This is a genomic window from Actinomadura oligospora ATCC 43269 (assembly GCF_000518265.1).
Classification (GTDB): Bacteria; Actinomycetota; Actinomycetes; order Streptosporangiales; family Streptosporangiaceae; genus Spirillospora; species Spirillospora oligospora.
In genome coordinates, this window is sequence record NZ_JADG01000008.1 from 413,150 (window position 1) to 437,351 (window position 24,202).

The window sequence follows — 24,202 nt, forward strand, 5'->3', positions numbered from 1 at the left end:
GTCAAATGCGATATGTCGGAATTGGTGCCGTCCTTATACCCGTGAGGTGAGTATTTTCGAGCCCGTGGTGGCGCAGAGTGTCCGCGCGCACACGCATGACCTCCGGCGATCACGCTCCGACGACGAAGGATCCCCTGGTGGGGCCCCCGGCGTCCGCTTCCGGCCACAGATTTGATACCCGTCGGTATCCCAGGACGAGAGGAATTGTCCTTGGCAAACAGACGACTCCGCCTCGGTCAGGACACCTTAACGCCCATTCGGAAAGCCCGCCTCATGGTCTTTTATGGGCCCGCCGAGAAGCCTCGGAACCTACTCCTGAGGCAGGCTGGCCTTGGCTTTCTCATAGCCGCCCGTGGGAGCGTTCTCGTCCTTGGCGTAGACGAGGTGGACGACGCCGGTCGAGAACGGGGTGGAACTCAGCAATGTCAGCGGCAACGGCGCGTCCGCGTCCTCGAACAGCCGCATCCCCTTCCGCACCGCGATCGGATGCACCAGCAGGTGCAGCTCGTCGAGCAGCCCCGCCTCCAGCAGCCGCCGGACGACCGAGACCGACCCGCTCATCGCGATGTCCCCGCCCGGCCCGTCCTTCAACCCGGCGACGGCCGGGACGAGCTCCCCGCGCAGTACCTCGGAGTTCCGCCAGGTGAACTCGAGCTCCTGCCGCGACACGACGATCTTCCGCGCGTCGCCGAGCGCCTTGGCCATCCCCGCGTCCTCGCCGCCCGCCGCCTCCCGCTCGGGCCACGCGCCCGCGAAACCGTCGTAGGTCCTCCGCCCGAGCAGGAGCGTGTCCGCGCTGCCGAGCTGCGCCGACACCGCCTCTCCCATCTCCTCGTTGAAGTAGGGGAAGTGCCAGTCCTGCGGGTCCTCCACGACCCCGTCGAGCGCGATGAACAGACCGGCCGTGATCTTCCGCATGAGTCTTCTCCTCCAGCTGACGACGTTCTCCCCAAGAGACCGTCCCCAGCGGCGAATCTCATCGAACCCACCCGAAGGTCTCGCCGTCCGACTGATGTGGATCACCCGACCCCGGCCCCTGCCGCTCCTCTTCCTCGACGTCGACGGCCCGCTCATCCCCTTCGGCGCCGCGACCCCGTACCCCACGTTCGAGCCCGAGGGCGACAACCCGTTCCTGCCCCGCGTCGACCCCGCCCTCGGCCCCCGCCTCGGCGCGCTGCCCTGCGAACTGGTGTGGGCCACCGCCTGGACGTCCGACGCCAACGACCTGGTCGCGCCCCGGCTCGGCCTGCCGCACCTGCCCGTCGTCCACTGGCCCGCGCCGTCCGACCAGGACGACCTGGACGAGCAGGCCGGACTCCACTGGAAGACCCGGCACCTGGTCACCTGGGCCGCCGGACGCCCCTTCGCCTGGGTGGACGACGAACTCACCGAAACCGACCGCGCCTGGGCCGCCGCCCACCACCCGTCCCCGGCCCTGCTCCATCACGTCGACGCCACCCGCGGCCTGACCCTCGCCGACTTCACCACCCTCACCCACTGGCTGAACCACCCCCAGCCCCAACCCTGAGCCCGCGGGCGCCCGACTCGCGGGCGCCTGCGGTGTCACACGCGGGTGTTCAGCTGGCTGATGGCCGCGGTGATGCCCTTCTTGTCGTAGGCGGTGATGGGCATGGTGGAGCCGTGGGCGTGCCGGACGACGCCCTGCGCGTCGATGAGGACACTGCCCGACTGCCGCATCGAGCCGAACATCTTCTTCGACAACCCGACGCTCTCGTGCGGAACGCCCCCACGTCCGACGAGCACCGGGAACGGAACGCCGCGCTTCGCCTTCCACGCCCTGGCGACCGCGCGATCCTCCGGCACCGCGATGAACACCTGGACGCCGTCCGCCGCGAACGTGTCGCGCGACCGGACGAGGTCCTGGACGTGCCGGTTGCAGACCGGGCAGGACGTCGACCGCATGAAGAACACCAGCGCGGCGCGGTCGGCCTCCAGAGCGGCCAGGCGGGTGGCCCGTCCGTCGGTGTCCTCAAGTAGAACGTCCGGCGCGGGCGATCCGGTTCCGAGCATGGCGAACTCCTTAACGTGCGTGAGTGGAATCGGGGCCGACCTGCCCGTTCAGGCTGAGGCGCAGCCTGGTGCGGGCCCGGTGGAGGTGGGACTTCATCGCGGGGGTGCTCAGCCCGAGCCGGTCCGCGACCGTCCGTCCGGGATATCCGAGGACGTCCCGCATGATGAGCACCCGGCGCTGGACGTCCGGAAGCTCCTGGATCGCCTGCGCGACGCGCTCGGCCTCCAGCCGCCGGATCGCCTCGTCCTCGGCGGACGTCACGAGATCGGGCTCGATCTCCTCCGGCTCGACGACCAGGGACCGGGCCCGACGCAGACACTCGTTCCGGACGATCCGGAACATCCACGAGGCCAGTGCCCCGGTCGCGCGCAGCGAGCCGATCTTCCGGTAAAGGATGATCAGCGCCTCCTGTGCGGCGTCCTCCGCGTCCTGCGGCGTCGCGCACAGGTGCTCCGCGAACCGCCGGACGTGGACGTGCGCGCCGTCGAGCACCGCCACGATCGACGCGCGGTCACCCGCCTGAGCAGCCGTGATGAGCTGCGCGCTCGCCCAGGTGCGATCCGTCATGCCCTCCTCCTCCAGGTCGGCCGACACCCATAAGAGGCCGCCACGTCCCAAAAGGATTCACCCCACCTGAGCGTTTTCACCCCACCTGGGCTCCGGTGACCAGCATCCGCCTGACGGCGGCGTCCACCAGATCGTGCGCCTCCCGCTCGGTGAAGATGTCCGGCAGCGTGAGGCGCTCGAGGATGAGCCAGTTCAGCGCCAGGTACAGGAGCAGCACGGACGTCGAGTCCCCGGGCAGGTCGGACGCGGCCTGGTGGGCGAGGTTGGCGTCGATGTCCTCGCGGATCCGCTTCGTCAGCACCTCGCGCAGCTCCGGCCGCCGCGTGGACTCCAGCCGCAGCTCGAGCAGCGCGAGATACCCCGAGTTGAACGAGCTGACCCGGTTTACCACCTCGTGCATGAGCTCGGAGTAACGCGCCTCGTCCTGCACGCCCTCCCTGCTCCGGGCCATGGTCGCCTCGTCGGGCAGCAGCCGGTCATAGATGCGCCCGCCGATCTGCGTGAACAGGTCGTCCCGGTTGGAGAAGTAGTTGGACGCGGTGCCCGCGGGCACCTCCGCCTGCGCGTCGACGGCCCGGAAGGTCAGCCCGCGCGCGCCCTCCCGGGCCAGCACCTCGATGGCCGCGTCGATCAACGCCAGCCGCCGCTCCTGGTTCTTCCGCACGTTGACACCACTCCATCCGTAGTACTACGTTCAAACCACTGCAAGCAGAGTACTACGAACGGAGCACAACCCATGCGAAAGCTCGTCTACTACGTCGGCGCCTCGATCGACGGCTACATCGCCGGTCCGGACGGCGAGGTCGGCTTCTTCCCCGGGCTGGACGAGATCACGGCCTGGATCAAGGACCGCTATCCCGACACCCTCCCCACTCACGTCCGCGGCTTCCTCGGCCTCGCCGACACCCCCAACAGGCACTTCGACACCCTGGTCATGGGACGCGGCACCTACGAGCCCGCCCTGACCGTCCCGACGACGAGCCCGTACGCCCACCTGCGCCAATACGTCGCCTCCAGCACCCTGGAGATCGACGACCCGTCCGTCCATGTCGAACAGGGCGACCCGCTCGACCTCGTCCGCCGGCTGAAGGCCGAGGACACCGGCAAGGACATCTGGCTCTGCGGCGGCGGCAGACTCGCCGCCTCCCTGCTTCCCGAGATCGACGAGATCGTCCTGAAGAGCTACCCCGTGGTCGCGGGCGCGGGCATTCCGGTCTTCTCCGGCGCCTTCAGCCCCACCCTCTTCACCCCGGCCCACCGCGAGAACCTCGCCAGCGGCACCCAGGTCACCTGGTTCACCAGAAACGCGTGACCGGCCCGCCCGATCAGCCTGGCGGACCGGTGACGCGGCGCAGGTCAGGACAGGTAGGCGGGACGCCCCATCCACCAGTTGCCGGGGGCGTCGGGGTCGGTGCTGGACCAGAACTCGATGACCGCCCGGATGAACTCCGCCGGGGACAGCAGTCCGTCACCGTCGGTGTCCAGGTGCTGGAACGCCTCCGCGGCGTCGGAATCGGTCAGCCCGGGGAAGTGGCCGCGCTGGAAGGCCAGGAACTCGGCCGGGCTGACGGTGCCGTCCGCATTGGTGTCGGCGATGTCCAGGAAGGCTTCGGCGAGCGCGCCCACAGTGGCGCGAGCGGCGTCCGGGTCTTCGGCCAGGGAGCGCGTGGAGACCACGAACTGCTCCTTGGTGATGGCGGTGCCGCCGCCCGGGATGTGCGGCAGATGCAGGTCCCGCCAGATCCGCAGGTACGCGTCGATGATCCGGGCCTCGGCGTCCGACCCGGGCGGATGCCCGAGCGAGGCGGCGACCCGCCGGCCCATCAGGACGTGGTCGTCTTCGGTCAGCCGCCCGTCGCCGTCGGCGTCCAGCGACGCGAATCCCTGATTGATCTTGGCGGTCAGCATGTCAGAAGCGGGCACGAACGCCTCCTCGTCACCGGGAGCGGATCGCCTCACGGTAACCGGCGGTCGCGGACGATTCCGGCGGTGATAAGCGGGTGACAGGAGAGTCTGTCCGGACGAATTCATACATCTGCCACTTCAGGCAGCGCCCCTCTGCATGAGGACGGCGCCCGTCAGGCGGTGGCCTTGCCCGTGGCGTCGCAGGGCAGCGGCTGCTGAGGGAAGTGCTGGTTGTACTCGGCGGCGAGACGCTCCGCCGTGTGGGACATGGCGGTGGGGGCGATCGTGACGTTCCCGGTGAACGGAGCCTCCAGGTCGCGAATCAACAGCAGCACCAGGCCGAACAGCACCCCCACCGCCACCAGGGCGATGATGTGCGGCCGGTTCCCCGTGGTGGGCATCAGCAACGCGAACCCGATCAGCGCCATCGCCAAGGCGATCAGCACGACGATGTAGATCGCACCCGGCGTCTTGGACTGCGACTCGTCCACCCGCGTGATCCTCGACTCCCCCCGCTTCTGGTCGGCGGAGATCAGCGTCCCGAAGATCGGTGACGACGACGTCGCGACGCCCGCGAACGCGGTGCGCACCTGCGAGGACCAGTGACTCACCACCGGCGAGAGCTTCCCGTTGTCGATCTCCCACTCGTGATGGACGACCGCCCGCGCGTAGCACGCCATGGACGCCTCGATCTGCTGCCGCTGCGCCTGAGGCGCATACGCCGCGCTCTCGTACAGATTGCTCACCGCGTTGGCCTCGTCCGCCGCCGCGTTCCGCGCGTCGTCGTACGACTTGGACGCCGCGACCAGCACGAACGCCAGCACCAGCACCGTCAGCGTGAGGACCGGCCCCAACAGGTCCTTGGCCGCCACGGACCCCTCGCCCGAACCGCCCCGGCTCCGCCGAATCCACATCGCCCCCAACCCGATCAGCACGGACGCGACCAGCACCGCCACAATGACAACCGACATTCGTCCCCCTGACCAGGTCAACTAGCAGGGAAAACTACACACAGCAACGACTCGTCCAGTCCCGCGAGCCCTCGTGTCGCCCCAACCTTTCCCCTCTCCTTGCACGTCAGCCCGAACCACACCCACCGGGTAACACGCGGTGATCAAATAACCTGACGCGACAGTCGGTGATGATGTGATTGCGCAACGTTATAAGGGTTGGTCCCGCTGCTCGTGTCCGGACGCTCGCACGTCCACCTGGACACCGCCGTGACCGGCCTGGTTTCCCACACCTGTGAGCGTCAGCCGGGGGATGCGCGATGAGGATGTGCCAGGTCGGCGTGAGAATCAGATCAGGGGGGCGCCCGGACGCGGCTCGCCGGCGTGATGGCCGTGGTGATGGCGGTGACGTTCGTGGTCGCCGACCAGGCCGTCCGCCCTTCGGCCGCCGCGGCCCCGAACCCCGTGGCCCCGGCGAACCTGGCCCTCGCCACGGGCTACAACTTCAACGGGCAGTTGGGGGACGGCACCACCACCACGCGCAACATCCCAGGCCCGGTGGTGCTGCCCGAGGGCGTCACCCTCACCAACATCGACGCCGGTCATCACCACAACCTGGCGGTGACGTCCGGCGGCCAGGTCCTGGGCTGGGGCCAGAACGCCTACGGTGAGCTGGGGAACGGCAGCACCAGCGGCATTGTCCACATCCCGGTGCAGGCGGCACTGCCCTCCGGGGCCACCGTCACGCAGGTCTCCGGCGGCTACCACTACAGCCTCGCGGTGACGTCCGACGGCCGAGTCCTGGCCTGGGGACAGAACACCCAAGGCCAGCTGGGAGACGGCACCACCACCCATCGCGACACCCCGGTGGAGGTGATCCTGCCCGACTACGTCACCGTCACCCAGATCACCGCCGGCCGCTACCACTCCGCGATGCTGGCCGACCAGCCCACCAGCAGCACGTCACTGACCGCCGACCCGACCCACGCCGCACCCTGCCAGGAGGTCACCCTCACCGCGACGGTCACCTGCAGCGAAGGCGACCCGTCCGGCACCCGTCACCTTCTGGAACGGCGACCAGCAGATCGGCGCCGCCGACCTCGACGCGAACGGCACCGCGACCCTGACCACCACCGACCTGGACGAGGGCCGGCACCACATCACCGCCCACTACGAGGGCGACACTGCCCGCCGTCCACGTCTGGCCCGGTCACGGTCACCATCGCCGCCGAACCACCCACGCCAGCCTGCACCTGACCAAGCAGTTCGCCGGCTTCGTCAACAAGGCACACAACACGCGCCTCAGCGCCTGGCACGACCACGACGTGCTCAGATACCGCTTCACCGTCACCAACGACGGCGACGTGCCGATCAACACCATCACCATCCACGACTCCCTCACGGGAACCATGCCCTGCACGTCCGAAACCCTGCAGCCCGGCCAGTCGACCACCTGCCACACCACCCACAAGGCCACCTCAAAAGAGAAGTCCCAGGGCTACGTAACCAACACCGCCACAGCCACAGCACCAGACAAGACAACGGAGCCCCCATCACCTCCAACAAAACCCACCTGAAAGTAGACATCACCTACAAATAACCACCCGCCGCCCCCACCCACCACCGGGGCGGCAGGCCGCTCCTCAGAACCAGGGGCCGTCCCAACGCTCCCCCAGCAGCCCAAGAACCTGGTCGCATGCCCGCCTCGGACCACCGCCATCAGAACGGCCCCGGTGTGGGGCTCGGGTCGTTGGGGGGCTTCAGTGCATACGAGTCGGCGCCGTGGTGGAGCCATTCGTTGAAGGTCATGGGGCGTGGTGCGGCGACGGTGTGATCCAGGGAGAGGGGGACGATCACGCCGCAGCAGCCCAGGTCCTCCCACCACATGGTGCCGGCCAGCGGTCCGGAGACGACCATGCGGGTGTTGAAGGTGCAGCCGTGGCTTCGCGCGATGAACGTGCCCGCGACCTGCCACCACTCGAGTTCCCGAAACTCTCGGACCCAGGGGTCCATGGCGGCCGCGAACGCCGCGTCGTCAGCCAGATCTGCTCGCTCGGGATGCCGCTCCCACAGAGCGTCCTGGTACTCGGCCCAAGTGTCCGGATGCGGGAACGACGCCCGGAGCTGCTCTCCCCACACGTCCTGATGCTTCCAGCCCCAGCCTTCGGCGGTACGGCGCAGGAGTTCCACCTCACCGCCCGCACTGACGTTCAGCAGGTAGTCGCGATACTCCGCCGGGAAGCTGATACCGAGGTCATGCTCAGCGTCGGTGACCTCGACTTCCGTCAGAGGTCCGTGGGAACGCCGGCTGGGAACGGGCCCGGTCTTCTGCCGCCCGAGGAGCTTGCGAAGCATGTGTCGATGATGACCGTTCCCAAGTCGCCGTCCGAACGGCTATTTAAGCCAACCCTCGCGTGCGAGGTGACAGCGACGGGCCCCAGGCAAATGCCCGGGGCCGTCGCTGTCGTGGTCAGTCCTCCCGGCGTGGTCGTGGGTGCGGCGGGCGCGTTTTGCTTGCGGCGCTCTTGCCGCGCGGCGGAGCATCTGCGTGAACGTCCGCCGTTGAGTTCTACCAGGGTCGCCTAGGCGCCGCCCCGGTCGAGCCGTGGGGGAGAAGTAGTGGCGGAACTCGTGCGGGTTGACGGCGACTCCGCACTTCTCACCGCGTCGGGCGACCATCTGGTAGATGCCGTTCGCAGTCATGGGCGGGCGGTTGTTGGTGCCCAACCAGAGCGGTTGGACGCGTATGTGCACGGCACGGGCGCGGATGTCCTTGCCGGTGACCAGGAGTTCGCGGCGCATCAGGTCGAGGTCGCTGCGGTCCTAGTCGTCGGGGGGGAGGTGATGCCAGCGAGCTCGGAGAGGCCGAGGCCGGTCGAGCGGAAGAGCGTCAGGATGGCGAAGTCGCGACGCTGGACGAACGTCCAGCCCTCGCAGCTGCGCAGGAGCTTGTCGAGTCCGACTACGGGACTGGCCCTGGCAGGCGTGTCTTCTGCAGTGCGCGGGGGCGAGCTGGCGGCCACTACTTACCGCCGGGCATGGGACGCCGCGCGGGCCGAGGAGCTCACCCCGGACGAATACGCCTCCCCGCTCGCCCGGCGCGTCTACGACCTGCGCCACGCCTGCGTGTCCACGTGGCTCAACGGGCGATGTAGGTGGCCGAGTGGGCGGGGCACAGTGTCGAAGTGCTGCTGAGGGTCTACGCGTCCTACATTCAGAGGCAGGACGGGGCGGCCCGCCGCCGCATTGAACAGGCACTACGGGACGGCTGATCTTCGGCACGTATTCGGCACGGCCACCCGTTGACGGCCGGCGGCACCCGGACGTAGCCGGACAGACGAAGATGGCCCCTGACTACGGAAACCGCAGATCAAGGGCCATCTTTGATGATCACGAATGTGGGCAGGGGCGGGGTCGAACCGCCGACCTTCCGCTTTTCAGGTCACACAGCCCCAACGCTGTACTGACCTGCGAAAACCCTGGTCCCTGACGAGCGACAACCCGATAAGCGGATTGTCTTCCCAGGCAAGCTACCACCGTGCTCTCCCGCAGCCCTAGCCACGGAAGGCACACCTCACCCGGACGTAAGGTCGCTCCACGTGGGCGCCAAGGCGTGATGGTGTGGGCGCACCTTTCGCAGGGACACCGAGACCCTGTTTTGAGGCTGCGGCGATGCCGATGGAAAGTCGGTGCAGCCCCGATGGGAGGCGAGTAAGGCCAGGGGCGTGGAGCGGTTCATGACGAGTCTGACGCAGCAGCGGGGCCTCCGCTTAGCGCTCGCCCAACCATCGAGTCCCAAGTGAGTCGATCACCTGGCCAAAGGCACCTCAGTCGCATCAGAGTGATCGCATGGCGTGAGCGCCTGCTTCGCACACGTCACCAGGTAACAGAGATCTGACTGTCGATGATGGTGCCTGAACTGCGCGTAAGGCATCCCTCTCGATCTTGCGAAAGTTTCACGGAGAACGAGGGTGTACTGATGTCCGTTTTGGGGTATGTTACCTAGTGAGCCCTTCAGGGGGTTGCGGGGAACTATGCTTGGTCTGCTGCCAGACCCTCCCAACAGGAGTTGGGTGAGGCACCCCGAGCCCCCTGAGGGGCTCATCTTTTTATAGCCCCTCACTTGGCCACCAGGGCAGTGACTTGACAGTTGCCTCGTTGCCGAGCCACTTGAAACCCCATCCCCAACAATTGCCCGCTCTGTTTCGCCTAATCTGTTGGCGGACTTTCAGCAGGTGATGTTCTTCGTATCCTCCGAAGTCATCTGTGCGCAATGCGGCCACATGTAGCATTCCTGCATACATATCGGCGGCCTGCAGGCCATCCCAGTTCGCTTGATCCTCGAAACGAGGTTGCCCGCGTAGGAGGTGCCATGGAACCCATGAAGGCCCTTGGCTGGGCTTCTGTCGGAAATAAGAGGCAGTGGTGGTGTGGTCGAATCCTTTGACGTGTCCGTATCGGATCACCAGATCGCGCGGACCGTCATGCCAATCTTTTGCGGCGAGTAGGGCACGTTCCAGTACGAAACCGGCCGCGTAATTGTAGAAGATGGCATGGTCCAAGCGCATTCCCGAGCCCGCCGGAATCGCTGCCTTCTCGACGACAACGTAAATGATCTTTAGTCCATCGACCGCCGAGAGGCTGCGGGAAACGTACTGTCTTCGCGGGAAGGTCTTCACATGATCTTTCCAGTGGAGCGCCCGTGCATGAGGAACCTTCATTTCCCGTCGCAGCATAGACATCGTTGCGCGCAGTTCCGGCTCGTCCTCGTCAGCAATGAGCACTGCCGCGAAGGCGAAGTAGGGGGATGAAGTGGCTTGGCGACCTCTGTCGCCGGTCTCGTCAACATAGACCCGCAGGAGCTTGCGCCTACTACTCAAGGAACCTTTGCCACCTATCCGCGCGATCGGGGCTTCATGGGCGGACTGCATACTACCGACAACCCGCGATAAATCCCTTTGAATCGCCCGTGTGCCCTGTGTGCGAATCCCGTGCCCTGGAGCGGAACCGACCTTTGTGGACACGGACAGTAATCCAGGCGGTACGGATTGTCGCAAGGTGGGGTGTATCCCTTCCTTTGCTTGGATATGAGGCCCATGTGTGCTGCCAGAATTGGGCGCATGAGTGATGTGTTCGGCGAAGGGTTCGGGTCGTGGTCATACGACGAGGTGATGCGTCATGAGGGGTCGGATCTGGATGTGCGTGTTGTGGTCGCGGAGATCCCGCAAGACGTCAAGGACGAGCTGAGGTACGACCAGATCCCATGGGGTCGTTTCTCCCATGCCGGCGGACCGGCCGTGAACGTTCCGGAGGACTTGGAGCGGATAACGTCTCCTGACGAGGAGACCGCGGGGCGAGCCTTGAAGAGGCTCTGGGACGGTGTATTGCATCAGGGTGATACCTACCCGCCAGCGGCGTTGGCTGCCCCATTCCTGCTCCGTCTGGCTCTCCCATCAGCGGCGCACTATCGTGCCGACATCCTTGAGCTGGTCGGTGGAGCGGCGCGGCGGGAGCATTATCGAGACGGAACGAGGACGGGCCTGCTTCAGGTCGATGATGACCGCCTGAGGATCCTCTCGAGCGGCTATCTGGAGAGGTGGGCGATACGGGCGGTGCGCATCGCTGTCACCGCTGACGTGTCTCTGCTGCTGGAGCTGCTCAATGATGCTGATGCGCGGGTCCGGTCTGGCGCCTGCTACGTGCTGGCCACGGCCTTGGATGGCACCGAACTGATTTCCCTCGCGTTGCGGCGACGGTTGGACGTTGAGGATGTGCCGGCCGCGCGCATGAGCCTCATTCTGGCGCTCGCTCAACTGGCCAGAGAGCATCACGATGGGACCACCGCCGAGCTGCTGCGGCAATGGTGGTCGGCCCCGGACCGGCCCGTCGATTGGCGGGTGAGTGCCGCGATCGCTTGGCTCTGCCTGGTCGACGATCCGGTCCCTGAGGACCTTCGAACCCTGCTCACCACGCAGATCACCGATGAACTCGCCGAACAGCTGGGAGGCGTCCCGTGGATGGAAGGGGTCGACTGGGACGGTGGCGGTCTACGACGCTGCGTGTACCTGATGCTCAATCCCGAGGTGGTCTGGTGGGCAGTGCATGGCGATCCCTGGGCCGAGCCGAGTAAGTAGAGCCCGGCCGTGCAGTTCCAACCGGCGGCTACAGGTGTCGATGGAGTGTTGACTCTGTGTCATCGACGGGGAAGTATGGAGCGCAAAGCTTGCGACCTCGTCTGAAGGAGCTTCTGCTTGGGTGAGGCTCAGACGGAAGGCAGGTGCTGGTGATCGGACTCTCTCCGATGCCGGAGACGCATCGTGAACGAGCCTGGGAACGTCGAACGATGACTGCGTCCTTCAACTTGCCTGCGGCTCGCGTGCACGAGTCCGTGACCTGTACTGCGTGCCTTCGATCTGCACGGGCTGGGCGCACTGGCGGCGGTGGTGGCTGTGAGCAATGAACCGTCCAGTCGTGTCGTCGTCGAGGCCGCCTGGCAAGCCGTGAGGGACGACGGGCGGGTTCGCACCGAGCTGATCGATGCCGCCTATGCCGAGCCTCGTCTGCGCGAGTTGTTCCCGTGGACGGGGATGGGAGAGCTGCACTTCAGCCGCTGTACCGGCCAGCGCTGGACATGGGACATCCTCTTCATTCAGCCTGCGCGGGAGGGGTATTGGGTATCGGGCCCATCACGGTCCGAGACACTGGGGCCAGTGGCAACTGCCGCCCAAGCCGTCGCGATGGTGGTCCAGCACCTCCCGGAAAAGTGTGGGCCGGCCTTCGTCGGCACGCCGGAAGAACTCGCTGCTCACGAAGCCGTCGAGCAGCAGCCGAAGAGCCATGAGTGATCCCCCGTTGTGAGTCTCTTGCCCCCTGCCCCGCAGGTGGCAAGAGATGGCCTTTCGGCGCGTTATTGGCCTGGATCGGGCGCGATTCAGGCGAGGAGATGGGGACCGGGCGCGGTCCGTGAGCGGGGGACGGGGGTTGATGGGAGAGACAGCCAGCAACGACGGAGTGAGGGCGGGGCGAAGGGCACGAAGGCGTCGCTATCAGCGCGGGGTGGATCGGCGGACGTGTCGGATTCCGCTGTGGGTCTCGGAGCACGAGCGGGCCGCGTTGGCGGCGGCTGCGGAGCGGTCGGGCTGGGCGCTGGGGGCGTTCGTCGCCGAGACGGCTCTGGCGGTGGTTGAAGAGCGGGAACCGCCAGAGTGTGAGCCGTGGCGAGAGGTCGTGACCGGACTCATGCAGGCGTCCGGGCAGGTGAACCGGGTCGGGGTCAACCTCAATCAGGCGGTAGCTGCGCTGCACGCGTCGGGGGCTCCAACCGCTGCGCTTGAGGGGTACGCGAGGACGGCAGAGCGCGTCCTGCTGCGACTGGACGAGGCCGTGCAGGAGGCCCGGAGGAAGCTGCGGTGACGGCTCGTTGATCGCCAAGGTCCTGCGGCGGGATCGGGTTCATGGCGTGCTGCGGTACCTATTCGGGCCGGGTGCGAATGGTGAGCACGTTGCGCCGCGGATTGTGGCGGGGTTTCGGCCTGCGCATCTCCTGCAGCCGACGCAGCGAGAGGACGGACGCTGGGACATCCGGCACTTGGCTGAACTGCTGTCGCTGCCAGTGGAGGTTCTCGGGGATCGGAACCACCCTCGGCCGGTGTGGCATGTGCCGGTGCGAGCGGCGCCCGAGGACCCGATCCTGAGCGATGAGCAGTGGGCACAGGTCGCTTCCGAGGTGATGGACCGGTCCGGACTGGCCCCGGACGGCGATCCGGACGGCGTCCGCTGGATCGCGGTCCGGCACGCTGACGACCATGTCCACTTGGTCGCCACGTTGGCCCGCCAGGACGGGACGCGTCCGAAGGTGTGGAACGACGCCTACCGCGTACGGTCCGCGTGCCGGTCGATCGAGGAGAGCTTCGGACTGCGGCGGACGGCTCCGGCCGACCGGACTGCGGCCCGACGTCCGGCACGAGGAGAAGCGGAGAAGGCGCGGCGTATCGGCATGCCACGCGATGCGCGGTCCGAACTGCGTCGGCGCGTGCAGACTGCGGCGGCCGGGGCGGGGAGTGAGGCCGCGTTCTTTGCTGGGCTCCAGGAGGCAGGCGTCCTCGTCCGGTTCCGGTACAGCGAACGCCAGCCGGACCAGGTGACCGGCTACGCGGTTGCGCTGCGGGAAGGCCGCACGGCGAGCGGACTCGCGGTTTGGTACAGCGGTGGCAAGCTGGCTGCTGACCTCACCCTTCCCAAGCTGCGAGCGCGCTGGCGGTCCGGCAGTCCGGCCGTGTCCGGACGGGATCTGTCAGAGCAGACCGTGCGGGTCTACCTGCGGACCGTCCTCAGAGAAGCCGCCGGACAGGCGCGGACGCCTGCCGAGTTCTTCCAGCGCTTGGAACGCGCGGGGCTGGTGATTCGGCTTCGACAGAGCGAGATCAATCCAGGTGAGATCACAGGCTACGCCGTCGCTCTTCCCGATCACTTCGATGCTGATGGCCAGCTCCGATGGTTCAGCGGAGGGAAGCTGGCGGCTGACCTCTCGTGGCCGGCCTTGTGGCGCGCTACGCGGCGAGGCGCCAGAGCCCTCAGCGCCGGAACTGACGATGGAGGAGCGCAAGGCGATCTACCGGGACGCGACGAGGGCGGCGGAGTTCGCGACTGCCGAGATCCGCCGCAACACGGTCGTCGATCCGCACCGTGCCCAGGACGCCTGCTGGGCCGCGGCCGACGTGCTCCGATCGGCTGCGCTCGCGACCGGGAATCGCCACATGGACCAGGCCGCGGACGCCTACGACCGCGCAGCTCGCGCACCATATGGACGCGTTCCCCGCGCGACGCCAGCAGGGACGCGGCTCCGCGGCATCGCCCGAGTCCTGGCAGCCACCAGAGCCGGCGACGGAGGCTTGATGCTCCAGTTCGCCGCCGCACTCGTGACGCTCATCGAAGCGATCGCGGATCTGCACCGCCTCCATCGCAGACAACCCCAAGCGGACGCGGCCAGGAACGCGGCGACACTCACCCGCCAGGCGGCGCCGAAGCAGCCCGAGCCACACTGGCTGCTCCAGAGAGAGGAAGTGCAGAGCCCAATAGCGAACGCCTCGAACCCAGTCTCGGACGTCCCGGATCCAGTAGCACTGGTGCGGGCGGAGCTGCCACAGGGATGGCAGCCCTCGTTCACAGTCAGTCCGCCCACTCGGTGCAGTCCGGCTCCAGTGCCAAGACGACGCGGCCCGACCCGCTAAACCAGCATCGGCAGACCGTCATGCTCGTGACGGCCTGCCGATGCGCGACGGGGCTTCAGGACGAGGTGTCGATCTGCAGGATGATCGCCTCAACGGCGTCCTGCAGATCGAGCAGCGGATATCTGATGGGCAGACCATCCTCGGTGCACCAGGCGAAGACGTCGCTTGTGATGTCGATGCGCAGCCTGTCGAGGTGGATCGTCGTCGTACCGGGCACGTCGCTCACGCGCTTGGCGGGCAGGCCACGTGACCGCAGTGCGAGAAGGAGCTGCTGCCTTGCGCGAAGCGGATTCGGTCTCAGGCTTTTGCCGGGCCAGGGCTGCGGCAGAGGCAACGTGAACCAGACCGCCTTCCCCGTCACCGGGCTCGCCTGGAGGCGTGCCCGGCTGGGGTGCGCTCCGACCGAGGCCGCGAGGGCAGTGACGATCGCGAGCCCTCTCCCGTGCTCGTCCAGCAGGTAATCGTCCGACCGGACGGGGAGAACGTCGCGGGCGGTGTCGAAGACCGTGACCACCAGATGCGGGGACGGGGCGGTGCGTATCCACGTCCAGAGTTCGGCGATGCAGCCGGGGGCGTGGAGGAGCTGGTTGGTGGCCAGCTCCGAGACGGCGAGTGCACCGTCGTCGATGAGGTCGGACGGCAGTCCGAGCTCGTTCATCACGATGGTGAGCGACGAGCGCGCGACGGACGCGCAGCTCGGGTCACTCGGCAGCGGGAAGGAACAATGCCCTCCGGTGATGAGGTCGGGGGAGAGACTGTTCAGCACGGCGCATCCCACCCGTCCTGCCGCCCGCGCTGCCGAGGGACGCAGCACGCCTTCCTGCACGAGCCGGCCTTGGCCGGACGCTCGGGGCGGCGTCCTGTGAATGTGCGCAGAAACCGGTGGAGCATTCCGCGCCGGACCTCGGGAGCCACCGGGACGCGCCTTGTCTTCGGAGTCGGGACGCGCCGTGCCGAGCCGGTGGGGTCGTGCTGGTAAGCCGCGGCCGACGGCTGAGGAACTGACGTCCAACCAGGACGCCACCCTGCCCGTCGCGCGAGGACGAGGAGCTGAGCATGCAGCTCCTCAGCCGTGGCCGCTTCCAAGAGACGGAAGGTACCGTCCGGCGCCTGGTCAAGGTGCCAGTAGCTCCCCGTCCAATCTCCCCACCACGCGACAAGCGCCGGATTGCGGACGCGCAGTTCAGCGAGCACCTGCTCCGGGTCAGGTTCGTGCCTCACCCAAGGCGACTGCCTCAGGGAGGAGGCACCCGTCTGCGGAAGCCGAACACGTGCTGGCGGGGAGGAGCCCGCGGGTTGGACTGTCCCCGCACCCGGGGGATTCGTACGATTGTGCATTGGTTGGATCTCCAGAATCCGATCAAGGTCCCGGTCGGTGTGCCAGCACCGGCCGGGACCGCCTCGTCTGGCGGGGCTCTCCTTCCTTGGTCTCTCGGGTCGGATCGCTTGTCGTACGTCACTCAGTGGATCTAGTGGGACACGTTCAGTCATCGCGTCGTGGCGCAATCATGCGCCTTCGATCGCTCACCTGTCCATGCACTTGTTCAGATTCAGCCGTGACATTCTTGAGTTGATCAACCAAAAGGATCACGTGACCTGTGTAAGGCTTCACGCCATGACCGAGCAGAGCCCGACCGTCAGGCATCGGCGTTTGGCCCGCCAGCTTCGTCAAGAACGTGAGCGTGCGGGCGTGACGATGGAGCGGGCCGCTGCGGCGCTCGGGTGGAGCCGCCCCAAACTTGTGCGGTTCGAGACGGCCAAGACGAGGCCGAGGCCGTCAGATGTCGAAGCGATGCTCGATCTCTACGGCGGCGACGAGGCGATGAAGCTTGCCCTCGTGGGACTGGCCAAGCATGTCCGCAAGAGGGGCTGGTGGTCGGCGTTCAACGATGTGCTGACCGGATCCTTCGCCGAGTTGGAGAACGACGCGGGCAGCATCCGCACGTGGCAGGTCCAGACGGTGCCCGGCCTCCTCCAGACCAGCGACTACGCGCTCGCCGTGATCCGTGCGGGCAGCAAGGACGAGCCCGAGGCCGTCCAACTGCGGCGACTTCAAGCGCGTATGGCTCGGAAAGCCGTGCTCGAACGCCAGGACGGGCCACAGTTCACGGCCGTGCTCGACGAAGCGCTGCTTCGACGTTCCGTGGGAGGCGCGTCGGTCATGGCGCGCCAACTCGACGCGCTTGCCGACGCTGTTCGCAAGCCCAACGTCAGTCTCCGAGTGCTCCCGGCGAGCGTGGGCGAGCACAGCGGACTGAACGGATCGTTCGTCATCCTCGGATTCGAGGGGGCCTTCGACCCCGACGTCGTCTACGTCGGCGGAGTCGCGGGCGAGATTTTCATCGAGGACGTGGAACAGGTCGCCCGTTGTACGGTGAGGTTCGACTGGTTGACTGATCAAGCGCTCTCCGAGGACGACTCGCTGGCCTTGATCGAGGACCTCGCAGAGGAGTACCGGCGGTCTTATGAGTCCTCACGTTGATCTCTCCGAAGCTCGCTGGCGCAAGTCGAGTTGGAGCGGGAGCACGGACAGCGACTGCGTCGAAGTGGCACCCGTCTCCAGGCTGATCGCCCTTCGCGACTCAAAGGCTCCGGACTCGGGCGCTCTCTTCGTGACTCCCACTGTGTGGCGCGCGCTGCTGCACTCCGTGGGACACCGGACGAACGACTGACAGGGATTCACGTTCACCTCCTCCGCCTCCTCCCTGTCGCGGCGAAGGAGTACATGCCTGCATGACCCAGGGAGTTGCAGAGTGGACGGCCTTGACCTCGCCGGTGCGAGTTGGCGTAAGAGCTCCAGAAGCGACGCCACGCGAGAGTGCGTGGAGGTCGCGGCCGGCGCCTCGTACGTAGCCGTCCGCGACTCGAAAGCCCCGGACGCGGGGACCCTATTCGTGACACCGACGGCATGGCACGCGGTGTGCGTCGCGTGAGGGATCGGGCGAGCAGCTAAGGGAGTCGTCCTGCCTGCCTGGCCAGGTGCTTGGCGTCTTTGAGTAGATCTGCGGACGTGCGGTGTGGTGGTTGTTGAACGACTACCCAGCGTGGCAATATTGGAGCGCAAACAGCTTCAAGCTTTGTTAAGTAGTCGAAGAGTGTGCTGCTGAGTGCCTCGTTCGCTGATCTGGAGTGCGCTGATGTCCGAGCAGGCAGGCCGTGATCCCGATGTGCTGACCACCGCGGAGCTGGCGGCGAAGTTGGGGTTGTCGGCGCAGACCGTCCGGCGGATGGCCAACGCCGGGCAGATCCCGGCGCTCAAGACCGGCAAGGACTTCCGGTACTCCTGGGATGCCGTCCGCGAGGTGCTACGGCAGCCGCATCGTGAGCCGGAGACGTCCGTCCCGGAGGAACCCGAGCCGAAGAAGGGCGCGGGTTACCGCGCGCAGCGCCGGGCCCGGTCTGGCGCTGCGTCGACTGACAGCGAGAACTGAACCGGCTATCCATCCGCGTGCGCTTGCGACGGCGGAGGGTCGTTCGTAAGCGGCGCGACGATCCGTGAAGCAGGTGATTGTGAGCAGTATCGACAAGCGCATCGCCGCCCTGACCTCCTGGAGCAGAACGCACGACCGCAAGAAACGCACCCAGCCCGCCCGTGACGCCTTCCTTGCTCGGTTCGAGCGCGAGGTCGATCCAGACGGGCAGCTCGATCCCGCGGAACGGCGGCAGCGGGCCGAGCATGCGAAACGGGCTTACATGCTGCGTCTAGCCAAACGGTCGGCCCAGGCGAGACAGAAGCAGTGAACGCCGAAGGCCCCGGGCACTCTCTTGAAGCCAAGGAGTGTCCGGGGCCTTCGCGTTCGTGGTTAGTCCTCCATGATGCGGTCGTAGGTGCGGCGGGCGCGTTTGCTTGCGGCGCTCTTGCCGTAGCGGCGGAGCATCTGTGGGGACGTCCAGCCGTTGAGTTCCATCAGGTCGCCTTCGGCGCCGCCCCGGTCGAGCCAGGTGTGCGAGAAGTGGTGGCGGAACTTGTGCGGGTTGACGGCGACGCCGCACTCCTCACCGCGTCGGGCGACCATCTGGTAGATGCCGTTCGCCGTCATGGGCGGGCGGTTGTTGGTGCCCAACCAGAGAGCGTGGTTGGACGCGTAGGTGTGCTTGTTGCGGACGCGGATGTAGCGGTCGGTCGCGCGGGCCGCTCCATGGCCGAAGCGGACGATGCGCTGCTTATTGCCCTTGCCAGTGACCAGGAGTTCACGGCGCATCAGGTCGAGGTCGCTGCGGTCCTGGTCGTCGGGGTCGTAGGTGATGCCGGCGAGTTCCGAGAGGCGGAGGCCGGTCGAGCGGAAGAGCGTCAGGATGGCGAAGTCGCGACGCTGGACGAACGTCCGGCCCTCGCAACTGCGCAGGAGCTTGTTGAGCTCGTCCTCGGTGAAGACGGGGACGACCTTCTCGCCGACCGACGGAGGCCGGAGCTTGGCCATCGGGTTCGGGAGTTCCTCGTCGTCGGACCACCAGCGGAAGAACTGCTGGAGGGCCCGGTACTGGTTGTTCGCGTAGCTGTCGGAGTAGGCGTCGAGCAGCCAGACCATCCAGGCTCGGACGTCGTCGGGGATGACGTCGTCCCAGTCGGTGCGGGTGGTCTTGTCGCGGAGGTGTGCGGCCGCGAACCATTGCGTCGCTTCGACGTAGGTTCGTACCGTCTTAGGGGATTTGCCCTCAGCGTTGAGGTGCAGGGCGAAAGAGTTGATCGCGGCCTGGAAGGAACCTGCCTGCAGGTTCTTGGGCCGCCTGCGATGCGTACCCATCGTGGGAAAGTTTTCCTCTGTTCCAGCGATGTACACTTGGGGTGATCAACCCGTTACCAGTGTTCTCGCTGGTCAGAGGCAAGATGTGGGCAGGGGCGGGGTCGAACCGCCGACCTTCCGCTTTTCAGGTGTGGGAAGGCGCATGGCGGGGGCGCGTTCGCCGTGGCTGGGCGGCTGCCGGAGTACGCCCCTGGTGCCCTTCGGTTGCCATCGTTGCCGTCAAGGTTGCCGTCGGCCTTGATGACGCTGACCTCGGCCCTCCGGCCGACGATCCCACGTTCATGGCGTCAGTGTGAAACCAATGCGGAGACGTCCGGTTCCTCTGGGCAAGCCACCGCGACAGGGCCCGTGAAAAGAAGCTGCTGCGTACCTTCCGCTGGGCCATGCTTGGTCTTATGGGAGATCTGCTCAACTCGTTGCCCGACGCGGAAGGCTGGCGTGACATCGCCTATGTCGGGTATTGCGATGGTGACGCTGGCCTGGCGGAGGGCTTTGCGGAGGCAGCCGAGGCCGTCTTCAAGCAGTGGCAACGCAGCCCCCGAACGGGCGATCAGCTCCTCTTGCCGCTGATCCACAACTACCGGCATGCGCTCGAACTGGCCCTCAAGCAAGCTATCCGCGACGCCGCAGCGTGCCTCCGTTCCGATGGCCACGACAATCCTTCACTCCGTCCCGCTGAGTTGGACGCCCATCTCAAGCGCAAGCAGCGCCATCGCTTGGGGCCATTGGCTGATCAGCTCGGTCGGTTGCTTAAAGAGCTTGCGCTCGACGGTCTCCCGGGCGACACCATGCGTCTGCTGGCTCGGTTCCACCAGCTTGACCCCACAGGGGAGGCGTTCCGCTACGCCGACCATCTTCAGACGAGTGCACGCACGGTGGACGTTCCCCAGCTCACAAAACTACTCCGTGACGCCTTCGCCATCGTTCACGGCGGCGTCCTCACCGAGCTTCACGCCCACGTCGATTACCAGCATGAAATGCATGAGATGCGTACCGACTATGCGGACACATTCGACGACATGACCTTCTGATCCATAGCAAGATCAAGGCCGTCCGGGGCTGTCCACATATGCCCTCCGACCAGCGCCAACCCCTCCCACAAGTCCACACCCGTCCAAGATCATCCAACCCCGTTGTTAGCACCACCGTTAGCACGCACACCCGCCCCGGAGGGTGCGCCTGCGCGAACGGCGAGACGGTGTGACAGACAGCTTCGCGCAGGCGCGCCCTCCGGCCCGCGGGGGGCTGGGGGCCGCGAGGCCCCCGCTTCACGCCCGCTCAACCCACCTGACTGCCTCCATGTCACCTTCTCGTCTCAGATCAACAGCGCTCCCGGCACGGCCTGACCTGGGTCGTGACGCGCACTTTTAGGCCTTTACGACGGATGTCCATGTATGCGCCCAAAGTTCCACTACAAAGCCTAAAATCGTGTCGACTCGTTGAGTTGAACGAACCGGGAGCAGGCATGCCGATCAGCCCAGATGTCCTTCGCCGCTTGGACTTGGGAGAGGCGGTTAAGCGTGAACTGTCTACAAGAGTCCGGCTGTTGCCGCGTCGCTGGGACTATCTAGGACTTGTCGCACAGGCAGACGAAGTAGCGTCCTGGCTGCGCCCCCAGTTGCGGCGCAGCCCCTCCGGCAGGGCAGCCAGTGTCGTCTTCGCAGACAAGGGGTGGCGCGGTGTACGGCCGCTACACATTATGACTTTGGAAGACAGAGTGCTTTATAGGGCAATCGTAAATCTTATCAGCGAGTCACTTCCGGAGAGGCTGCGCACTCGTGCACCTATCGATCAATTCAGAAAAGCACCTCTGGAGGTATCAAATGTAGAGTACATCGCCAAGACCGATGTTACTTCTTACTATGAATTTGTTGACCACGAACTTCTCATGTCCGAGCTAATTGCACAGACAGGTGAAGCACTTCTTATTGACACCCTTTCTACTCTTCTGGCCTCAGTTCTCGGACGTTATGTTGGATTGCCACAGGTTCATCCATCTAGCGATATTCTTGGTGATACGTATATAGATCCAGTTCGCAGGCGACTCATTCGTCGAGGACATGCAGTATTTACTTACTCTGACGATTTCAGGATTGCCTCCTCTTCGCTCGGCGAAGCTCGCGCCTCGCTTGAGGCGTGTGAGATGGAAGTCCGCACCCTCGGCCTAGTGCTCAATGAACGCAAGACCTACACGTATGGAAAACAGAATTACTCTAAGTCTCTAACCTCATTCGCCGACGCAGAGCAACGTCTATTTGCTGCCGACAATGACGCCGAGGCAATCAACTTCCTGGGTTTTCTGGAAACTGACTACGAAGAGGACGATGAGAGTGCGCTCTCCGCGGCTCTTAGTGCCGCTTCACTGAGTGGTAGAGTGGATGAAATTGACGCCTTTCAGGTAGACGATGAAGCCTCTCCTGATGTCGATTCGTCCAAATTGCAGGCTGCGGAGCGAGCTTGGAATCTGTGGCTTTTTGAGGATGAGAGTGAAGATGCGCAGGCTGCCCAAACTGCTGCGATCACTCAGTCTCTACTTGGTCGGGCATTGCCAACGCTTGGTGCGGCTGGCGATGGCAGGCCCCTGATGAACCTGTCGGCTCTGCTTCGGCTTGAGCCCGCTCTCACTCCACAAGTTGCGGCTTACTTGGATGCATTCAGTCAGAGTGGCGGGCACGCGCGCACAAATGTTCGTCAAGCTCTAGATGAGGTCGTCAACAGCGACATCATCAGTGCATGGCAGGGAATGTGGCTCGCACAGGTCGCTGGCGGTGTCAAACGCTCAGTTCAGGAGCATGGCTACGAACAGTGGCTCAGTCGATGTGTATATGACAGCCATGACGGCCTCGCTGCGACCGCAGCAGCAGCCCTGGGGCGCATTGGGCGGGGTGACGCTGCCCGAGTAGCTGCCGCAGTAAATCGCATTGCTCCCGAATGGAGGCGGCTAGCCTTCTGGGGATTGATTGGTCTAGACCGGTCAATGGCAGAAGACACAGCGGATGACCAGTTGGATCATCTGCTGCTTTCTGTGACGGATGCATCTTGACAGCGCCAGAACTTCAAGTCCCCTCGACGGAGGCCGAGACTGCAGCCGCATTGCTTTTTCGCACTCTGGGGGCCCACCGCGATACGATATCGACGCTGGAATCACAGCCATCGAAGCGACTTCGACAGTCGTCGGCTGGCGATTCTTTCCAAGACCGATGCCAAGCCACACTAGTAAGACTTCTTTCGATCACCGAATCGTTCGCAGCGGACCTACTTTCGCGTGAGGTCAGCAGAGAAATAGCAAATGGGCAAAGTCTCATTGCAATCAAGCTCGCAGAAGAGGCCGTCATACGCGCAACCAGCACATGGCAGGAGCAGAAGAAGGGTTACAAGGACTGGCTCGGCGTGGAGGTTGATTGGAAGGCGATCGAACGGCTAGCTGAAGCACGCAATTCCGTCGCCCATGGCTTGGGGAGACTAACGAAGCGCCAGCTCCGGAATGAACAGAGCGTCAAGTCGAAGCTGAAAGCCGCAGGCATCACAGTTGAGGGAGACAGGATCATTCTCTCAGATAAAAGCTTGCTCACCGCTGCTCTGTCGTGTCGAAACTTCATAGAGAGCCTTGACCTGACCGTTCGAGCAAGATGGCAGACGGCCGTGCCTTCTTTGCCTCCGCGCTAGGTGGACGGGCGCCCCGGCGGGCGCCGGGATCGGCCGGAACAGGCCGCACGCCCGGCGCCCGCCGGGGCGGGCGGCCGCTGGCGACGCGAAGCGGCGCCCTTGAAGACGTAGAGAAAGTTCTCATCCGGCGCGGGCGTCACGGGTGTCACGTGGGTTAGGGCGTGAGCTTGTGGAGGGCTGTGCGGGTTTGGTCGGCGAGGCTGACGGCTGCGCCGTGGCGGTTGTCGATCATGGTGGTGATGCCGGGTGGCGGGTCGGGTTGGAGGGTGCTGGTGTATTCGTCCCAGTGGTTGAGCTTCCAGGCATCGCGTGGGGCATCTCGGGTTTCGATGTAGTCGTGCATGGTGTCGTTGTCGCTGTTGATCCAGATGGCAGCGACATCGACGCCTCGGGCCTTGCAGCGGTGGGTGAGGCGGTCGAGCCAGCCCGGGGCGTGGAGTTCGGTGGCGAACGGAGCTGAGACGATCATGGAGATGTTGGCGTCGACGTTGGCGTAGGTGCTGTTCATCAGGCACCGGTACTCGTGCGGGCGGATCTCGTCCTGGTAGAGGTCGGTGTGGCGGTCGTGGGGATCTCCGCCGAGGGAGATGAGTAGGCGTTCGGTCATGCGGCGGGTCATGGCGTCCTTGTCCAGGACGGCCCAGCCGGTCAGGTCGGACAGGAAGCGCGCGAACTCGGTCTTGCCTGATCCGGCGTAGCCGCCGACCAACACCAGGAGCGGGGCCGCGGTGGCGCTGGTGACGCGGCGGGTGTGCAGGGCGCTGGCTATGCGCGCCTTGAGTGCTTCGGCCTGGGGGAAGAACGGCGACAGGTCCACGGGCGGGGTTGGGGTCTTGCCCCTGGCGTGCGCTGCCTTGGCTTCTACGACGGAGAGCGGGACTTCGCTGGCGCGGGCTATGTAGGGCAACCAGTCGTCAGGGATGCGCTCGCCTCGCTCCCAGCGGGACACCTCGTGCCGGGTGAGAGTGGCTTTCCCGGAGAGGTCGCACAGTAGGTCGGCCTGCTGGCGTTGGCTGCGCTCTCCGCGTAGGCGTGCGAGGTACTGGCCGAAGTCTCGTTGGCGCTGCGTGGGCATCACGGACCTCCCGTGCTCCAAGTCTGGCCCCC

General features: G+C 65.7%; 25 protein-coding genes and 3 pseudogenes. 16 read left to right on the top strand and 12 right to left on the bottom strand.

Annotation, left to right across the window (positions count from 1 at the left end):
* Nucleotides 1-309: 309 nt before the first annotated feature.
* On the bottom strand, nt 310-918 hold the full coding sequence (locus tag P696_RS0113740; RefSeq protein WP_026412802.1) for a dihydrofolate reductase family protein: 609 nt from the start codon (nt 916-918) through the stop codon (nt 310-312).
* A gap of 94 nt (nt 919-1,012) precedes the next feature.
* On the opposite strand from P696_RS0113740, the gene P696_RS0113745 reads away from it, so the two are divergent.
* The gene (locus P696_RS0113745) at nt 1,013-1,528 is read left to right on the top strand and encodes an HAD domain-containing protein (RefSeq protein ID WP_245627651.1); all 516 of its coding nucleotides are present in this window, start codon (nt 1,013-1,015) and stop codon (nt 1,526-1,528) included.
* 35 nt (nt 1,529-1,563) lie between these two features.
* Here P696_RS0113745 and P696_RS0113750 read toward each other — a convergent pair whose 3' ends face one another.
* From P696_RS0113750 to P696_RS0113760, 3 genes are all read right to left on the bottom strand, one after another.
* A complete protein-coding gene (locus P696_RS0113750; RefSeq protein WP_026412804.1) occupies nt 1,564-2,031 on the bottom strand; it encodes a peroxiredoxin family protein in 468 nt (155 codons plus the stop codon).
* 10 nt (nt 2,032-2,041) lie between these two features.
* Nucleotides 2,042-2,599, bottom strand: a complete 558-nt coding sequence (locus P696_RS0113755; protein ID WP_026412805.1) for an RNA polymerase sigma factor — start codon at nt 2,597-2,599, stop codon at nt 2,042-2,044.
* A gap of 76 nt (nt 2,600-2,675) precedes the next feature.
* Complete coding sequence (locus P696_RS0113760) at nt 2,676-3,263, bottom strand: TetR/AcrR family transcriptional regulator (RefSeq protein WP_026412806.1); 588 nt, start codon at nt 3,261-3,263, stop codon at nt 2,676-2,678.
* 72 nt (nt 3,264-3,335) lie between these two features.
* Here P696_RS0113760 and P696_RS0113765 point away from each other — a divergent pair, with 72 nt between their 5' ends.
* Nucleotides 3,336-3,911, top strand: a complete 576-nt coding sequence (locus tag P696_RS0113765; RefSeq protein ID WP_026412807.1) for a dihydrofolate reductase family protein — start codon at nt 3,336-3,338, stop codon at nt 3,909-3,911.
* 44 nt (nt 3,912-3,955) lie between these two features.
* Here the strand turns inward: P696_RS0113765 and P696_RS0113770 are convergent, their stop codons facing one another.
* Together P696_RS0113770 and P696_RS0113775 are read right to left on the bottom strand one after the other, a co-directional pair.
* On the bottom strand, nt 3,956-4,522 hold the full coding sequence (locus P696_RS0113770; protein ID WP_026412808.1) for an EF-hand domain-containing protein: 567 nt from the start codon (nt 4,520-4,522) through the stop codon (nt 3,956-3,958).
* 155 nt (nt 4,523-4,677) lie between these two features.
* Nucleotides 4,678-5,475: a bestrophin-like domain gene (locus tag P696_RS0113775; protein ID WP_084337411.1), complete on the bottom strand. Its 798-nt coding sequence runs from the start codon at nt 5,473-5,475 to the stop codon at nt 4,678-4,680.
* Nucleotides 5,476-5,853: 378 nt separating this feature from the next.
* Between P696_RS0113775 and P696_RS59270 the strand changes: the two are divergent.
* The 3 genes and pseudogenes from P696_RS59270 to P696_RS56905 all read left to right on the top strand — a co-directional run.
* Nucleotides 5,854-6,381, top strand: a pseudogene (locus P696_RS59270) (RCC1 domain-containing protein); the annotation flags it as partial.
* Nucleotides 6,382-6,538: 157 nt separating this feature from the next.
* Nucleotides 6,539-6,583, top strand: a pseudogene (locus tag P696_RS59275) (hypothetical protein); the annotation flags it as partial.
* A gap of 124 nt (nt 6,584-6,707) precedes the next feature.
* Nucleotides 6,708-7,031: a DUF7507 domain-containing protein gene (locus P696_RS56905; protein ID WP_425394150.1), complete on the top strand. Its 324-nt coding sequence runs from the start codon at nt 6,708-6,710 to the stop codon at nt 7,029-7,031.
* 142 nt (nt 7,032-7,173) lie between these two features.
* Here P696_RS56905 and P696_RS0113785 read toward each other — a convergent pair whose 3' ends face one another.
* Together P696_RS0113785 and P696_RS54380 are read right to left on the bottom strand one after the other, a co-directional pair.
* Nucleotides 7,174-7,809, bottom strand: coding sequence for an SMI1/KNR4 family protein (locus P696_RS0113785; RefSeq protein ID WP_051467493.1), 636 nt, complete (start codon nt 7,807-7,809; stop codon nt 7,174-7,176).
* 1,754 nt (nt 7,810-9,563) lie between these two features.
* A complete protein-coding gene (locus P696_RS54380) occupies nt 9,564-10,334 on the bottom strand; it encodes a DUF3800 domain-containing protein (protein ID WP_170026430.1) in 771 nt (256 codons plus the stop codon).
* 240 nt (nt 10,335-10,574) lie between these two features.
* Here P696_RS54380 and P696_RS58075 point away from each other — a divergent pair, with 240 nt between their 5' ends.
* The 4 genes and pseudogenes from P696_RS58075 to P696_RS59285 form a co-directional block, all read left to right on the top strand.
* The gene (locus P696_RS58075; protein ID WP_157429684.1) at nt 10,575-11,588 is read left to right on the top strand and encodes a HEAT repeat domain-containing protein; all 1,014 of its coding nucleotides are present in this window, start codon (nt 10,575-10,577) and stop codon (nt 11,586-11,588) included.
* A 315-nt stretch (nt 11,589-11,903) separates the two neighbouring features.
* The gene (locus P696_RS0113800) at nt 11,904-12,299 is read left to right on the top strand and encodes a DUF6193 family natural product biosynthesis protein (protein WP_211245731.1); all 396 of its coding nucleotides are present in this window, start codon (nt 11,904-11,906) and stop codon (nt 12,297-12,299) included.
* A 139-nt stretch (nt 12,300-12,438) separates the two neighbouring features.
* On the top strand, nt 12,439-12,867 hold the full coding sequence (locus P696_RS59280; RefSeq protein ID WP_425394147.1) for a plasmid mobilization protein: 429 nt from the start codon (nt 12,439-12,441) through the stop codon (nt 12,865-12,867).
* Between the two features lie 199 nt (nt 12,868-13,066).
* Nucleotides 13,067-13,360, top strand: a pseudogene (locus P696_RS59285) (relaxase/mobilization nuclease domain-containing protein); the annotation flags it as partial.
* Between the two features lie 1,379 nt (nt 13,361-14,739).
* Here P696_RS59285 and P696_RS52410 read toward each other — a convergent pair.
* Both P696_RS52410 and P696_RS56920 read right to left on the bottom strand, forming a co-directional pair.
* Nucleotides 14,740-15,450: an ATP-binding protein gene (locus P696_RS52410; protein WP_051467497.1), complete on the bottom strand. Its 711-nt coding sequence runs from the start codon at nt 15,448-15,450 to the stop codon at nt 14,740-14,742.
* 717 nt (nt 15,451-16,167) lie between these two features.
* Entirely contained in the window at nt 16,168-16,356 is a 189-nt protein-coding gene (locus tag P696_RS56920; RefSeq protein ID WP_170026423.1) for a hypothetical protein, read from the bottom strand.
* 24 nt (nt 16,357-16,380) lie between these two features.
* Between P696_RS56920 and P696_RS0113820 the strand changes: the two genes are divergently transcribed.
* The 5 genes from P696_RS0113820 (at nt 16,381) to P696_RS0113830 (ending at nt 18,425) form a co-directional block, all read left to right on the top strand.
* Nucleotides 16,381-17,166 carry a helix-turn-helix domain-containing protein gene (locus tag P696_RS0113820; RefSeq protein WP_245627662.1) on the top strand — a complete coding sequence of 262 codons (786 nt, stop codon included), beginning with the start codon at nt 16,381-16,383 and terminating at the stop codon, nt 17,164-17,166.
* Nucleotides 17,150-17,356 carry a DUF397 domain-containing protein gene (locus P696_RS54385; protein ID WP_084337417.1) on the top strand — a complete coding sequence of 69 codons (207 nt, stop codon included), beginning with the start codon at nt 17,150-17,152 and terminating at the stop codon, nt 17,354-17,356. The genes P696_RS0113820 and P696_RS54385 overlap by 17 nt, the downstream gene beginning before the upstream one ends.
* 81 nt (nt 17,357-17,437) lie before the next feature.
* A complete protein-coding gene (locus P696_RS58745; protein ID WP_084337419.1) occupies nt 17,438-17,617 on the top strand; it encodes a DUF397 domain-containing protein in 180 nt (59 codons plus the stop codon).
* Nucleotides 17,618-17,821: 204 nt separating this feature from the next.
* Nucleotides 17,822-18,115 carry a helix-turn-helix domain-containing protein gene (locus P696_RS0113825; RefSeq protein WP_157429686.1) on the top strand — a complete coding sequence of 98 codons (294 nt, stop codon included), beginning with the start codon at nt 17,822-17,824 and terminating at the stop codon, nt 18,113-18,115.
* Between the two features lie 79 nt (nt 18,116-18,194).
* Nucleotides 18,195-18,425 (top strand): hypothetical protein, encoded by a 231-nt coding sequence (locus tag P696_RS0113830; RefSeq protein WP_211245732.1) that lies wholly within the window; start codon nt 18,195-18,197, stop codon nt 18,423-18,425.
* Between the two features lie 62 nt (nt 18,426-18,487).
* On the opposite strand, the gene P696_RS0113835 is transcribed toward P696_RS0113830, so the two are convergent.
* The gene (locus tag P696_RS0113835) at nt 18,488-19,429 is read right to left on the bottom strand and encodes a tyrosine-type recombinase/integrase (protein WP_051467499.1); all 942 of its coding nucleotides are present in this window, start codon (nt 19,427-19,429) and stop codon (nt 18,488-18,490) included.
* A 395-nt stretch (nt 19,430-19,824) separates the two neighbouring features.
* On the opposite strand from P696_RS0113835, the gene P696_RS0113840 reads away from it, so the two are divergent.
* Both P696_RS0113840 and P696_RS54395 read left to right on the top strand, forming a co-directional pair.
* Complete coding sequence (locus P696_RS0113840; RefSeq protein WP_157429687.1) at nt 19,825-20,460, top strand: hypothetical protein; 636 nt, start codon at nt 19,825-19,827, stop codon at nt 20,458-20,460.
* A 434-nt stretch (nt 20,461-20,894) separates the two neighbouring features.
* The gene (locus tag P696_RS54395; protein ID WP_170026436.1) at nt 20,895-22,472 is read left to right on the top strand and encodes a reverse transcriptase domain-containing protein; all 1,578 of its coding nucleotides are present in this window, start codon (nt 20,895-20,897) and stop codon (nt 22,470-22,472) included.
* Nucleotides 22,473-23,249: 777 nt separating this feature from the next.
* Here P696_RS54395 and P696_RS45300 read toward each other — a convergent pair.
* Nucleotides 23,250-24,170, bottom strand: a complete 921-nt coding sequence (locus tag P696_RS45300; RefSeq protein ID WP_084337423.1) for an AAA family ATPase — start codon at nt 24,168-24,170, stop codon at nt 23,250-23,252.
* Between the last annotated feature and the right edge of the window lie 32 nt (nt 24,171-24,202).